Annotated in this window: 11 protein-coding genes; all 11 read left to right on the forward strand. The window is 45.7% G+C overall.

Going from position 1 to position 14322, the window contains the following annotated elements; genetic code table 11:
* Positions 1-2156, forward strand: a 2156-nt coding sequence (locus tag ACO0KZ_RS13555) for a beta strand repeat-containing protein (RefSeq protein WP_422996063.1), incomplete at its 5' end; no start/stop codon positions are given.
* A 391-nt stretch (positions 2157-2547) separates the two neighbouring features.
* Positions 2548-2952 carry a hypothetical protein gene (locus ACO0KZ_RS13560; RefSeq protein WP_422996065.1) on the forward strand — a complete coding sequence of 135 codons (405 nt, stop codon included), beginning with the start codon at positions 2548-2550 and terminating at the stop codon, positions 2950-2952.
* Positions 2953-3089: 137 nt separating this feature from the next.
* A complete protein-coding gene (locus ACO0KZ_RS13565) occupies positions 3090-3329 on the forward strand; it encodes a hypothetical protein (protein ID WP_422996067.1) in 240 nt (79 codons plus the stop codon).
* A 326-nt stretch (positions 3330-3655) separates the two neighbouring features.
* Positions 3656-4357, forward strand: a complete 702-nt coding sequence (locus ACO0KZ_RS13570) for a SapC family protein (protein ID WP_422996069.1) — start codon at positions 3656-3658, stop codon at positions 4355-4357.
* Between the two features lie 111 nt (positions 4358-4468).
* Positions 4469-5071 carry a class I SAM-dependent methyltransferase gene (locus ACO0KZ_RS13575; RefSeq protein WP_422996071.1) on the forward strand — a complete coding sequence of 201 codons (603 nt, stop codon included), beginning with the start codon at positions 4469-4471 and terminating at the stop codon, positions 5069-5071.
* Between the two features lie 29 nt (positions 5072-5100).
* Positions 5101-6717, forward strand: a complete 1617-nt coding sequence (locus tag ACO0KZ_RS13580; RefSeq protein ID WP_422996073.1) for a tetratricopeptide repeat protein — start codon at positions 5101-5103, stop codon at positions 6715-6717.
* A 67-nt stretch (positions 6718-6784) separates the two neighbouring features.
* Positions 6785-8020 carry a glycosyltransferase family 4 protein gene (locus tag ACO0KZ_RS13585; RefSeq protein WP_422996075.1) on the forward strand — a complete coding sequence of 412 codons (1236 nt, stop codon included), beginning with the start codon at positions 6785-6787 and terminating at the stop codon, positions 8018-8020.
* A gap of 329 nt (positions 8021-8349) precedes the next feature.
* The gene (locus ACO0KZ_RS13590) at positions 8350-9165 is read left to right on the forward strand and encodes a hypothetical protein (RefSeq protein WP_422996077.1); all 816 of its coding nucleotides are present in this window, start codon (positions 8350-8352) and stop codon (positions 9163-9165) included.
* Positions 9166-9746: 581 nt separating this feature from the next.
* The gene (locus ACO0KZ_RS13595; protein ID WP_422996079.1) at positions 9747-11579 is read left to right on the forward strand and encodes a type I secretion system permease/ATPase; all 1833 of its coding nucleotides are present in this window, start codon (positions 9747-9749) and stop codon (positions 11577-11579) included.
* An 8-nt stretch (positions 11580-11587) separates the two neighbouring features.
* Positions 11588-12943, forward strand: coding sequence for an HlyD family type I secretion periplasmic adaptor subunit (locus tag ACO0KZ_RS13600; RefSeq protein ID WP_422996081.1), 1356 nt, complete (start codon positions 11588-11590; stop codon positions 12941-12943).
* Between the two features lies 1 nt (position 12944).
* Positions 12945-14288, forward strand: coding sequence for a TolC family outer membrane protein (locus tag ACO0KZ_RS13605; protein WP_422996083.1), 1344 nt, complete (start codon positions 12945-12947; stop codon positions 14286-14288).
* Positions 14289-14322: the final 34 nt, after the last annotated feature.

Raw genomic sequence — 14322 nt, forward strand, 5'->3', positions numbered from 1 at the left:
CTATCGTTGACGCATTGGTTGACAGCTTCCAAGCTGCTAACACAACAACACACATTGAGCGTTTGACTATCCGTGCAATCGACAACGTCAACGTTGCAGCAGCAACGGTTGGTGTATCGATCGATGCAGGCGCATTGACAGCAGCTTCCGCTTTGGACGTGACATTGGGCCGTGGTGGTAACTTCTTGCAATTAGGCGCTGGTGGCGACCGCGTTGTCTTGTTGGGTAACTATGTTGCTGGTACATACAACACATCTGAAAACGGTGTAGCGTTGAACACACAATCTACTGCAACAGCAGTAGCTCGTGTAGTAACAGACACGATCAACTTGGGCGCAGGTAACGATACATTGGTCACTTACGGTGCGATCAACTTGGCAGGCGCAACATTGTCTGGCATCGAAAACATCACAGCAAACTCTGCTGTAGTTATCACTGCTTCACAATACGCAGCCTTGGTAGCAGCTCGTGCCGCATTGAATCTGTCTGGTCCGATGCTGACATTCTCTGGCGTGGGCCCACATCAATTGACGATTGTTGATGATATCGCTGGTGCGAATAACATCGATCTGTCCTTTATCACAGTGACCGGTGGTACTTTGGTCTTCGACGTAACGTCGTCCTCCAATGCAACGGGTGGTGGTGTAAACAACACGACGACATCGAACGCAGTGGGTACATCCGGCGGTGCTACTGCGACTGCAGGTATTATTGGTACTACACCATCTAATGGTGGTGGCCAGGCATTGGCGGCTATCACTTTGACGGCTGGCGGCGTATTCAACAGCACAGCAGGCGTGAACGATAACTTTACTGGCAATGCAGCAGCGCTTGTCGGTACCACAGTCAATGGTAATGCGGGCGACAATGATACGATCACCTTCACAGGTGGTGGTAGTATCGTTATCGGTGGCGGCAATACCATTACCAACATCAAGACAGTCACAATAGACAATACATCATCTGATGTCTACTTCAACGTGGCAACGGCTGGTGTTACTACCGTGAATGGTGGTACTGGTAACGATCGTGTGTACCTTGCGAATTCTGGCAACTCTATGTTGGCTGGAAATGTCAACTTAGGTACAGGTAACAATAACTTGACCATGGAAGGTAAAACTTACAGTGGTACATTCAGTGCAGGCTCTGGTACTAGTGACGTCTTGAGCTTAGTTGCTTCTTCAAACATTTCCGGTGCAAATATCAGTGGATTTGAAAGCTTGGTAGTTGCATCCAATGCAGGGATCACTTTGAATGCAGCACAATACGCCGCGTTCACAAGCATTACTGCTACAGGTACGAATGCATTTACCTTTGCTACTGCCGGTACTATCGCGGGTAACGCGACTGTGGAAAATTATGTTTTGGCTAACGGCGCAAATACGTTTACTGCGGCGGCTGGTTTGATCTCTGTCACAGGCGGTACGGGCGATGATGTCATTAATGTCGGTGATGCGATTATCACTGCGACAGTGGCTGCGAATGGTATCAATGGTGGCGCTGGTAATGATATTTTGAATGTAGGCGCAGTTACAGCAGCTTTAGATATGTCTGCAAAAGTTACAGGTGTCGAGACGGTCAATGTCACTGGTGGTACCAATGCAGCATGGACTGTCACTAACGAAAACGGTGCTGGTGTGACTTTGAATTTCACTAAGTCTGCTGCTACTGCGATCAATAATGTAACTTTGGGCTCAGGTGGTCAGACATTGAACGTGTTGGGTAGCGGTACTGGTGCTGCAACAATCACTGGCGGTAGTGGTGCAGACACGATCAACTTGTCTGCAACACAAACAGGTGCTGATACGATCATGACTGGTTCTGTGATCTCTGCAATCGATACCATCGGTAACTTCAAAGTAGCGGGTGCTGACGTATTCAAAACAGGTACAGCAGCAACTACATTGAACTCTTTGGTAATCGCTTCAGCTGACACAGCAACATTGGCAGCAGCAATCGCAACAGCAGCAACAGCAGCTGGCGCGACATTGGCAGCAAATACTCAGGCTTACATCATCACAGTAAGCGCTGGTACAGCAGCTGGTACTTATGCTTTCCAAAACATCGGTGGCACAGTAGGTGCAGTTGATGCAACTGACTTTATCGTTAAAATCGTTGGCGCGGGTTCTATCGTTGCTGGTGACTTCATCGCTTAATTCAGTATGCTTAGTAGTCGGTTGTAAAGTAAAAACATGGGTGGCGCAAGCGACCCATGTAACTCAAACAGCAGGGAGAAAATAGCCTCTCTGTTGTGCGAAACAAAAGACTCACGTCTGCAAAGAGATGGGTTTTTTTATGAATGAAACCAACGACAACGTCGAGGTAGGGTGTGCCCTGCGGATCAATTGTCGGTCAAGGCTGGCCATCAAGAGAAATCCAAACGCGGCGTGCTCTGGCACTGTGCCATCATTTTTGTGATGTGCGTCACAAAAAAGAGGAGGGTATCATGTTATCCTTACCCATTAATGATGTAGGTGGCTTCTAAAAGTGCGAACTGTTAGGTGGAGCGCCAATCTCAGTCCGTAATTAAGTTACCAGGAGTTTTAAATGGCTATTTTGAATGTAGATAATGAGACCATCAATTTGGCGTCGGTGCCTGGTGCTGCAGATCTGCTTGTTGACCACTCTATGTTTGCTGCCATTGATGCTCCGGCAAACGCAGTATCAGCTGGGGTAGAGGTATTGCACGCAGGTGCAACAGTCAATACCTTGAATCATTCTATCGATAGCGGTGTAGAAAAGCTTGAGACGATTCAAACGCCAGCGACTATTGTCTCATCGTCGTCGAATATTACCGCGCAGGCATACTTACACACGCTGGTGGCAGGTACTGCGGCAGGCGTCTATGCATTTCAAAATATTGACGGCACTCTGACTGCCGTAGACTCTACCGATTTTATTGTCATGGTGACTGGTACCGGCGCAATTGTTGCCAGTGATTTTGTTATGTAGTTGCTTGACATGAGCTGTGAGCAAAGAAATTGCCCTTATCTTATTCTTAAAACCCACCGCTATTAGAGGTGGGTTTTTTTATGTGTGGGACTTAATAAGGCAGCGGCATTTCAGCAAGCTTATCGGCGGATTTAGTGGTGGCGATGTTGCTTGAGTCGAATGCTAGCTTTGACCTTATCGTGGCAGCCGACGTGTTTGTATATACTGGGCAATTATCTGCTATCGTTGAACAAGCCAGCCGTCTTTTGAGCGGAGGAGGCTTATTCGCTTTTTCAACCGAGCTGGCGTACGAGAGTGAGTCCGAAAGCGTGTTGCAAAATGGCTATTGCTTGCGTGCCAGTGGTCGATATGCGCATCACCCCTTGTATTTGCAGTAATTGGCATCCATCTATTGCTTCGTCTGCATACAACAGTTGCCGCGCACCATCAGAATGGAAAATCATCAGGCTATTGATGGATATTTAACTATATGGCGTAAGTAGTTTGATGCTACGAAATGCATTTCTATTGCGTTGGGTGGTATCAGAAAATCGACTACCGGCGACGCTGCTGCTACAATGTCAGGCTTGATTTATTCGAATTGCGTACTTGTGTAGTTGACCGGTCGCGCGATATATACACTTATTTGTCATTTTCTTTTTTGCGATGGCACACAACCCATTTGAATTTAGTAGGTGGGTTTTTCAGTTAATGGAGCTTTTATATGTTTCAAAATATTCAGACTTTAGACAAGACTTTGCATAGCGCTTTGCGCTTGGATCCTGCGGCGGATTTCTCCTTCGCAAGTGGATTGACAACCGCCCCATTAGCTGCCGCTGAATTGCCAGATGCCGCTCTGTTTTATCCAATTTTATTTACACCTAGCGGCACGATCAATCCAATCGCGGTCTTGGGGTTAAGAGAGCGAAATGTTTTTTTGAACGAGAAAAATCAATGGCTCGATGCTTACGTGCCAGTGCATGTGCGTCGCTATCCTTTTATTCTGGGTCGTGTCGGTGATACGGACGACTATCTGTTAGCGGCTGATTTGTCTGCGCCTCAATTTAACGAGACTAAGGGCGAATTAGTGTTTGTTGATGAGCAAATCAATCCACACTTTAAACCTGTGCTTGAGCTGTTAAATGCGTATGAAAAAAATATGCGCGAAATGCGTGTGGTTTTGGCTGAGTTGGAAACAACTGGCGTGTTGATTTCTAAAGAATTGAGTTTCCGCGAAGATCACCAAGTGCATGTTATCGGTGGCTTTCGCACAGTAGATCGCGAAAAAGTGATGGCATTGGATGATGCTACTCTGGCACGTTGGGTACGCAATGGTTTGATGGCTTTGTTGGAAATCCACTGGGCCTCTTTCCGTCATATTCCTAAAGTCGCTTTGGCTTCTTCTCGTCCGGATCAAGTGCAGTAGTAGCGCTAGTTTCAACAGGTAGTGAGTAAGATAAAAATGGGGCTGTATCGCTCCATTTTTATTATGGTAATTTACTTTTATAGCTAAATTCTTTTTATTCTGCGATCTTAGGTGAGCACTTTGAAATTACTTCATGTCGGCTGCGGCCCACAAAATAAAGCTGGTACGACACCGTTCTTTCAATCGGATGATTGGCAAGAAATTCGTTTTGATATTGATGCTTCGGTTAATCCCGATATTCAAGGTACTTTGACTGACATGAGCGCGGTGGAAAGTGGTTCAGTCGACGCGGTTTATTCTTCGCATAATATTGAGCATTTATATCCACATGAAGTGCCCTATGCTTTGGCGGAAATTCTTCGAGTATTGAAAGACGATGGTATTTTTGTTGTGACTTGTCCTGATTTACAATCAGTATGCAAACTGGTCGCAGAAGATAAGTTGCTTGAGCCTGCCTATATTTCTCCTGCTGGGCCGATTGCGCCTATCGATATTTTGTATGGACACCGCCCTCCTATGGCGCGTGGTAATTTGTATATGGCGCATCGTTGCGGCTTCACTCAGAAAGTCTTGATGAATACACTTGCTGGTGCTGGTTTTAAGACAGTGGTAGCAGCGTCACGACCATCGGCGTTTGATCTATGGGCAGTCGGTAGTAAGAGTGAAAGGCCGGTTCCTGAAGTTGAAGCTTTATTACGTGCGCAGTTGAAATAGTATTGCATCACAAATAGACCGCGTCTCCTATGCATAAGAAAAAAGCCACTGTAGTCAAGCGTTCGTCGATTAACGCAGCACTTGGGCAAGGCGACAAGCTTGTCGTATTGTTGCAGCAGGCGCTCTCCTTGCATAAGAACGGGCAATTGGCAGACGCTGAAACACTCTATCTAGAAATACTAAAGATCAATCCCCGGTACTTTGATGCCTTGCAGTTTCTCGGCATGATTCAGCGTGCTAAAGGTGAGCTGCAGCAAGCACTCGATTCACTTTCTTGTGCCGCGCAAATCAATCCGAATAATTTAACGGTGCATGCTTCTCTTGGAAATGTTTTGTTGGATTTAGGACGGCATGTAGATGCGATTGCCAGCTACGATCGTTTTTTGGCGATGACCCCAGATTTTGCTGAAGTCCTAAACAATAAAGCCAATGCGCTGAGCGCCTTAGGTCGAGAAACCGAAGCAATGTCTTACTATGAAAAGGCATTACAAAAGCAGCCTGATTTTGCTGATGTGTATTTTAATCGCGGCAATTTGCACATGGACATGAGTCGATTTGCGCATGCCTTAAATGATTATGAGCATGTATTGCGGATGAATTCAGGACACTACCAAGCGTGGAATAATCGTGGTAATGCTCTATTCAAGTTGGGAAGATTGTCCGAAGCCATGCAAAGCTATCAGCAAGGTCTGACAATCGCGCCAGACAATGCCGAGTTGCTGGGCTGTATCGCGAATGCCTATAAAATGAGTGGACAATTAAATGAATCAGCGCAGCTTTATAGCAAAGTGTTGACACTTAATACCCAAGGTTTTCCTAGGCAAAATGCAGCTTTACAACTGGCGATTTTGCACTACGTGCATGGTGATGCAGCACAAGTAGCACCTTTGATGGAAGTTGCAAAAGAAATGTTGATCCAGCCGCATGGTAAAGATCATGGTTCTTTGATTTACTGCCTCTTTATGTTGAAAATACAGCAGTGGTGGCAGGCATTTCGACTACAGGCAAAGCTTCCCAATCCACAAGGTTTACTTTACGTAATAGGCGAAAGTCATATGCTTTCGGTTCACAATTTAGTGGTGCCGTATCGGGGACAAAATTTGCAATGCAAAGGTTTTTGGGTCGAAGGTTGCACGCAGTGGCGAGTCGGTCATACTGAATCAAATCATTATCAGCAGTTATTTACTAACTATTTGCAATCATTGCCCGTCGCATCCACGGTTTTGATGACGATTGGTGAAATTGACTGCCGGATTGATGGCGGTATTTTAAAGGCGCACAAAAAATCTCCAGAAACTGGATTGGCGCAAAGAATCCATATTACGATTTCGGCTTATCTTGAGCACATTTCTAAAGTGGCGCGCGTTAGGACGTTGAACATACTAGTTGCTGGGGTGCCAGCTTATTACATCGACGCAAGTGCTCACAGCGAGCAAGCGCTGCGCGACTTTGGTGATTTTTTGGCGTTGTTTAATGCCATCTTGAAGCAACATGCCATTGATATGGGAATGGCCTTCCTCGATGTTTTTGCGCTGACCGATAGTGGTGCAGGAAAATCCAATGAGCTGTGGCACATTGATCAGCATCACTTGCGTCCTGACGCCATGCTTGTCGCATTCGAGCGTCATTTAATGCTTCCGCAATAATTGCCAGATTCTAAATTGCACTGACACCGTCAGCTTTTTATTTACACTTTATTTTGATATTTTCTTTATGAAAATCCTGTTCATACATCAAAACTTCCCTGGTCAGTTTATTCATCTTGCACCTGCACTTGCTGCTAACACGCAAAATGATGTTCGTGCTTTGACAATGCAGCAAACCATACCCGCAGTGTGGAATGGCGTTAAATTGTTTCCCTACCAGATTACTCGTGGTACTTGTGCTGATATGCATCCTTGGCTAGCTGATACGGAGCCTAAAGCGATACGCGGGGAAGCGGCAATGCGGTCGGCTCTGCTATTGCGAGCTCAGGGCTTTACTCCTGATGTGATTATTGCGCATCCAGGTTGGGGCGAAAGTCTATTTCTTAAACAAGTATGGCCAGAAGCTAAGCTCGGAATCTATGCAGAATTTTTCTATCACTCACGCGGTGCCGATGTTGGCTTTGATCCCGAGTTCCCGTTAAATGCGATTGATAATGCGTGCAAAATCCAGTTGAAGAACATCAATAATCTTTTGCATATGCAGCTGGCGGATGCTGCTATTTCACCGACGCACTGGCAGGCTAGCACTTTTCCTAGTCAATGGCGGGAACGAATTAGTGTGATCCACGATGGTATCCATACCGATAAGTTGGTACCTAATCCCGGGATCGCTGTAAAGTTAAGTAATGGTTTGACTTTGACGCGTAAGGATGAAGTTATCACCTTCGTGAATCGGAATTTGGAACCGTATCGTGGCTACCATACTTTCATGCGGGCTTTGCCTGAAGTTTTAAAAAGTCGACCCCAGGCGCGCATATTAATTGTGGGTGGGGATGATGTGAGCTATGGAGCACGACCGGCTCAGGGCAATTGGAAGCAAATATTTTTGCAAGAAGTTTTACCTCAAATCGCAGCAAGTGATCTCGAACGTATTATGTTTCTAGGCAATTTACCCTATGAGCAATTCATACCTTTGTTACAGTTATCACGGGTTCACGTGTATTTGACTTATCCGTTCGTCTTGTCATGGAGTTTATTGGAGGCCATGAGCGTTGGTTGTGCCATTGTGGCGAGCGATACGCAACCTTTACATGAAGCGATTCGACACAATGAAACTGGACGTTTGGTGAACTTCTTTGATTCGCAGAAACTAGCACAAGAGATTTGTAATTTGTTATCGGATGAGACAGAGCGCCTACGTTTGGGCTCAAATGCACGTCGCTTTGCGCAAGAAAATTATGATTTGCAAAACATCTGTTTGCCAGCTCAGTTGGCTTGGGTGCAAAGATTATTGGCAATATAAAAAGTATTGGCTAGGAACTGTTGTTAACAGGTTGTTTTACTTCAGATAAGTTGAAAAGCGCTTGTAAACATCCGTAAACTTAGGCTAAACTAAGTACTCAAAGCCAAGTATAGCCAGTAAGACTTAACGCTTCGTGGATAAAACCACGAAGCGTTTATTTTTTGAGCTAAACTTCCCGAACTCTAAGACATATCTTTTAATTTTTTGATGTGCGTGGCTTAAACTAAGAAGTATGCGGTAAATCTGTTGTAGTTCCCCCGATTGCTTTGTTTGGTGCTCCTTTACAATTGCTTGAAGTCCAACGTGGATGATACAGACAGGGGGCGGCTATGCTTGACTTAAACTCTTTTGACACGATGCTTGGGCAATTGCGCGAAAGTAGCCAGTTGCATTCTGGTTCGGTTCTTGAAACTTTGGCTCAGCGTCAAAAAAGTGCCAGCGCGTTCATCCAAGCGATGACCAATGCAAATGAGGCGGCCAGCAATGTATCTAATAAGTTAAGTAGTATGCTTGTCGATAATAAGACCAACCAGGCAACTGATACTTTAGCTGAAATGAGTCAAAGCTTAGCCAGGCCCGCACCAAGCAACAGCAATGTAGCAACCCAGCAGATTCAGCAAACGGTGGTATTGAGTGCACCTCCATCGGCCTCTGGTACCGTTAATCTAGCCGAAAAAAATGCTTTGCTAGTGAATAATATTGTGCAGTCTAGGGCAATCTCGCCAGAGCAGCAGAATGTGATCGACTCAACTTTGCGTTCAAATTTCACGTATACAACGCAAAAAGACCCAGTTAACAATACTTTGTGGGAATTGGAAGATGGCTTGCGCCGGGCAGTCGATTGCTATGACGCCGCAGTGGTCAATGCGAAAGGTGGGATGAGCAACGGCGTGGCGACAAAAGACGGTCGTCCAATGTACGTAAGCCGAGATCTTGAAATACAGATGGCGAGCGATAAAGTCCAGCTTGCCCGACAAAACTTCGAAACCCATAAAGCATTCTTGAACGACCCGGTCGCTCGTAACAAAGCAGAAATGGCATTTCAAGTTACCCGAGGTTATCCGTCTATAGGCGGTCCAGAATTATCCGCGCAAGATCAGCTTATAGTAAAAGAAGAGCGCATGCGACGTGGTCTCGGCGTCTAGTTGCTTTAACCTGAGCTGCCTAGGATCACTTTTATCTGAGCCCAAACAGACAGAAATAGGCACTAAGTATCGTACGAACTTTGAGTGTGTATGCGCCGTGCCCAACGGCGATTGAGTCTTGTAGATCGTTATCCCTTCCTGGGTATTGGCGCAAATGGTGCACTTTACCGCCGCCTCAACTGATGCTTCATTTCTATCTGTTAGCGATAGGCCTTAATCCTAAAATTCATTCCAGCTATTCCACAATAAGCCCGGACATTCAAAGCATTGTCTTTCTTTTACTTTTGTGGGTATTTATCCTGTTTTTGTAATTTTTTAAATTTAAATCGCAGGTCACTCTTGACGATAGCGCAAAAAAAGTATTTTCTTTTTTTTCGATTTTTATGTTAATCTTACGAAATTGTGATGTACGTCACATTTTTAGATGTTCTTGTTGGTGATAATCCGGCCTGCTCTAACAAAGCGCAGAATTTTATTGCCCCGCCCGCAGACCTTGCAAAGTAATAAGTAAGACCTAGAGTCTAATATGCAAAGCATGTCTTCTCTCGGGGCATTCGGCACCTTTAGTGTAAAGAAATAGAATGATATCCAAATTAAAACTTCCTCAGAATGAAATCTCTCAGGTCTTGCAGACTTTTAAGAGCACTTTCAGAACCGTTGGCGTCTTTAGCGCCATTATCAATTTATTGATGCTTGCACCTTCTTTGTACATGCTGCAGGTGTATGACCGCGTTCTGCAAAGTCAAAATGAAATGACTTTGTTGTGGATTACATTGCTGACGCTTGGCGCATTCGCTTTCATGAGTATCTTGGAGTTCATTCGTAGTTTCGTCGTTATTCGTCTTGGCGCAAAGTTGGACATGCAAATGAATAAGCGTGTGTACACCGCTGCTTTTGAAGAAAACTTGAAGCGTGGTGGCGGTAATGCGGGACAAGCACTGCAAGATTTGACGCAAATTCGTCAATTCTTAACCGGTAATGGCTTGTTCGCATTCTTTGACGCACCTTGGTTTCCAATCTATTTGGCGATCATCTTTATGTTCGACACTTATCTCGGACTGTTTGCATTGCTTGCCGTGATAGTGATGGTTATTTTGGCTTATGTAAATGAAGTTGTGTCGAAAAAACCTCTGGCTGAAGCGAATACGATGGCGATTGCATCAAGCAATCTTGCGACCAATAACTTACGTAATGCTGAAGTCATTGAAGCAATGGGCATGTTGCAAAATTTGATGGGGCGTTGGTTCCAGCTGCAAGGCCGTTTCCTACATTTACAAAGTGAAGCCAGTGAAAAGTCCGGTATTGTTACCGCGATCAGTAAGTTTGTGCGCGTGTCGGTTCAGTCCCTGGTTTTGGGTTTGGGCGCATTATTGGTTATTAAAGGCGAAATGACGCCAGGTATGATGATTGCTGGTTCTATTTTGTTGGGTAAGGCGACTGGCCCTATCGATCAATTAATTGGCGTGTGGAAGCAGTGGAGTACCGTAAAAGGTGCATATAACCGTTTGAATGAACTGTTGGCGAACAACCCAGCGCGTACACCTGGTATGGATTTGCCAAAGCCACAAGGTCATGTTTCCGTTGAAGGTGTTACTGCGGCTCCCCCAGGTTCCCCAGTTGCGGTTATTAAAGGTTTGACCTTTGCTTTGCAACCAGGTGATGTGTTAGGTGTAATCGGTCCTTCAGGCTCAGGTAAGTCGACTTTGGCACGATTGTTAGTGGGTGTCTGGCCAGCAGCGGTTGGTAAAGTGCGACTCGACGGTGCGGATATTTTTCAATGGAATAAAGACCAATTAGGTCCAAATATTGGTTATTTGCCGCAAGATATAGAATTGTTTGGCGGCACGATTGCTGAAAATATCGCTCGTTTTAGCGAAGTTGATTCCGAAAAAGTCATCATGGCTGCAAAACGTGCGGGCGTGCATGAAATGATCTTGCATTTCCCTAAGGGCTATGACACGCGTATTGGTGATGCTGGTGCGGGCCTATCTGGCGGCCAGAAGCAACGCATCGGTTTGGCACGTGCGATGTACGACGATCCTTCTGTATTGATTTTAGATGAGCCAAACTCGAATCTGGATGACGTCGGCGAGCAAGCATTGGTGGTGGCAGTGAATGACTTACGTCAACGCGGCAAAACCATTATTTTGATTACGCATCGTACGACGATCTTGGGCGCCACCACCAAATTATTGTTACTGCGTGATGGCGTGGCACAAGCTTTTGGCCCGCGTGATCAAGTGCTGGCAGCCCTAGCGCAAGCAAATCAACAGGTTCAACAGCAGTTACAGGCGCAGCAAGCAGCGCAACAAGCGCAAGCCGGTGCAGCGACTGCTGCTTCCGAGCCACCTGCTGATACGCAGGCTCGTATCGAGGCAGCGGCCAATAGTGCTAATGCGCAAGTTGAAGAATAGGAATTGAGATGACTAATTTAATTAAGACTACGGGTAAGGCAACTGATGTGACTTCAAGCGAGGTCACGATCATTGATGTAAATACCGATGCCAGCAGCTATGTACGTCTGGGCTGGATGATTGTGTTGTTTGGTATTGTTGGGTTCCTGATCTGGGCGACATTTGCGCCCCTTGATAAGGGCGTACCTATGAGCGGAACAGTCTCTGTGGCGTCTAGTCGCAAAGCCGTGCAACACCTAACTGGCGGTACGATTGATGAGATTTTGGTAAAAGAAGGCGATGTTGTGAAAGCAGGTCAAATTCTGTTGAAGATGAACAGTGTGATGGTAAAGTCAAATTCTGATATCGCACGTGTTCAGTGGTTTACCGCGCAGGCAGCAGAGGCTCGCTTGTTGGCAGAGCGCGATGGCGCAGCGAGTATTGCGTTCCCGAAAGCTTTGATGCAGCAGCAAAGTGATCCGCATGCTGCGAACAGTATTTTGTTGCAACAACAATTGTTCATGGCGCGCAGAACATCAGTGCAGAGCGAACTCGCGGCGGTTGATGAAAATATTGCTGGCTTGAAAATGCAATTGCATGGATTGGAAGAGTCTATGGTAAGCAAGAAGCAACAACAAGGTTTTTTGAAAGAACAGTTAGACAGCATTCGTGAGCTTTCAAAAGACGGTTATGTCGCCCGCAATCGTTTATTGGATCTGGAGCGCAATTACGCACAATTGACAGGCGCTATTTCGGAAGACCTCGGAAATATGGGACGTACATCACGTCAAGTTGCCGAATTGACTCTGCGCAAAACGCAGCGTCAGCAAGAGTATCAAAAAGAAATTCGCACTCAGTTATCCGAAGTTCAAAAAGAGCGTGAATCCTTGCAAAGTCGGGTTGGTGCGCTCGATTTTGAATTGAATAATGTCAATGTAAAAGCTCCTGTTGATGGCACTATCATCGGTTTGAACGTCTTTACGCAAGGTGGTGTGGTTCCAGGTGGCTTTAAATTGATGGAAATTGTACCTAAGAATGATGCATTGGTTGTCGATGCGATGCTGGCTGTGAATTTGATTGACAAAGTGAAAGTGGGCCTTCCGGTTGAGTTCATTTTCTCAGCATTTAATACCAACACGACACCGCATATCCCTGGTGTGGTTACGCAAATTTCGGCAGATCGCTCAATAGATGAGCACACGGGTCACCCGTATTACAAAGTTAAAGCGGTAGTAACCGCTGAAGGCATGAAAAAACTCGGTAAGTTAGAGATTCGTCCAGGTATGCCAGTAGACATTTCTATCAAAACGGGCGAACGTACGATGATGAACTACTTGTTGAAACCTATTTTGGACCGTGGTCATACTGCAATGAGAGAAGAGTAATATGAATAAATTATTCCGCTTAACTGCTATATCAAGTGTCTGCATGTTACTGGTAGCACCTGCCTCTAATGCATTTGGGATCGGTTTGTTGGAGGCTTATCAGGCCGCCTTAAAAAACGATCCTAATCATAAAGTCGCCAAGGCCGAATTGATTGCCGGCAAAGAGTACGAGACCATTGGCCGGTCAGGGCTTTTGCCTTCACTGCAGTATAGTTATTCGACCAGTAAGAATAAAGGTGAAAGCATCAGCCCAAATTTTATCGGGCAACTGACGACTTCGAATCAGGACTACACCAGTGAAAGCAAGGGCGTTACATTGCGGCAGACCTTGTTTAATTTGGACGCGTATGCTCGCTTCCAGCAAGGTGTCGCACAGACGAATTTGAGCGATGCGCAATTTGATATGCGCAACAGCGATTTATTCATTCGCCTTTTAAGTGCTTATTCCGATGCAAAATTTGCAGAAGATCAGATTGGTTTATACTCCGCGCAACGCGACACCTTAGCGGAACAACGGCGCGTGAACGATCGCTTGTTCGCTAAAGGTGAAGGCACTAAGACAGACATGTTGGAAACTCAGGCGAGGTTGGATATTGCCGAGGCAATGCTGTTGGAAGCGAATGATGCTCTGCAAACCGCGCGCAATACCTTGAGCGGCATCATTGGTATGGATGCGACACAATTGGATGGGCTAAATTCAGAGTTTAAAGCGATACCGATGGTAGGTGATTTTCAAGAATGGAAGACGACAGCGGAAAAGAGTAATCCTGAATTATCTGCTGCGCGCTATTCTCTAGAAATTGCCGAAAAAGAGATCGATAAAAGTCGCGCCGGACATGCACCAAGAATAGATCTTAATGCTAGTTACAATCATGGTCTGTCCGAAACCTTTTCGACTCGCAATCAAGATTTGAATATGCGTACGATAGGTGTACAGTTGGTGATCCCTATCTACTCAGGTGGTTATGTGAATGCTGTTTCCAAGCAAGCCGTGGCGCGTCGGGAGCGGGCTCGAGCCGAGTTGGAAGCAACCTCTAGCAAAGTGATGATTGAATTGCGTAAACAGTTTAACGCGGTGAATAGTGGCGCAATCAAAATCGACGGTTTGCAGCGAGCGGTGAATTCCGCCACTTTGCTGGTTGAGGCGACAGGGCAGAGTGTCAAAGGTGGGATTCGTATCAATGCTGATCTGCTAAATGCGCAGCAGCAATTGATTACGGCAAAACGCGATTTGGCATCTGCTCGCTATAACTACTTGCTGAGTTTTTTGAAATTGCGCGTTGCCGCAGGCACCATTAATATTGATGATTTACGTACGGTTGCCGGATATTTTTCCGTTAATTAGTATAGTCTGGTATTCAAGCAAAAAAAGCGTGAGG

Source organism: Undibacterium sp. Di24W (genome assembly GCF_049340325.1).
Classification (GTDB): Bacteria; Pseudomonadota; Gammaproteobacteria; order Burkholderiales; family Burkholderiaceae_D; genus Undibacterium.

Coding starts and splice junctions, on each gene's coding strand:
- ACO0KZ_RS13560 (WP_422996065.1), top strand. CDS start 2,548: ATGGCTATTTTGAATGTAGATAATGAGACCATCAATTTGGCGTCGGTG.
- ACO0KZ_RS13570 (WP_422996069.1), top strand. CDS start 3,656: ATGTTTCAAAATATTCAGACTTTAGACAAGACTTTGCATAGCGCTTTG.
- ACO0KZ_RS13580 (WP_422996073.1), top strand. CDS start 5,101: ATGCATAAGAAAAAAGCCACTGTAGTCAAGCGTTCGTCGATTAACGCA.
- ACO0KZ_RS13585 (WP_422996075.1), top strand. CDS start 6,785: ATGAAAATCCTGTTCATACATCAAAACTTCCCTGGTCAGTTTATTCAT.
- ACO0KZ_RS13590 (WP_422996077.1), top strand. CDS start 8,350: ATGCTTGACTTAAACTCTTTTGACACGATGCTTGGGCAATTGCGCGAA.
- ACO0KZ_RS13595 (WP_422996079.1), top strand. CDS start 9,747: ATGATATCCAAATTAAAACTTCCTCAGAATGAAATCTCTCAGGTCTTG.
- ACO0KZ_RS13600 (WP_422996081.1), top strand. CDS start 11,588: ATGACTAATTTAATTAAGACTACGGGTAAGGCAACTGATGTGACTTCA.
- ACO0KZ_RS13605 (WP_422996083.1), top strand. CDS start 12,945: ATGAATAAATTATTCCGCTTAACTGCTATATCAAGTGTCTGCATGTTA.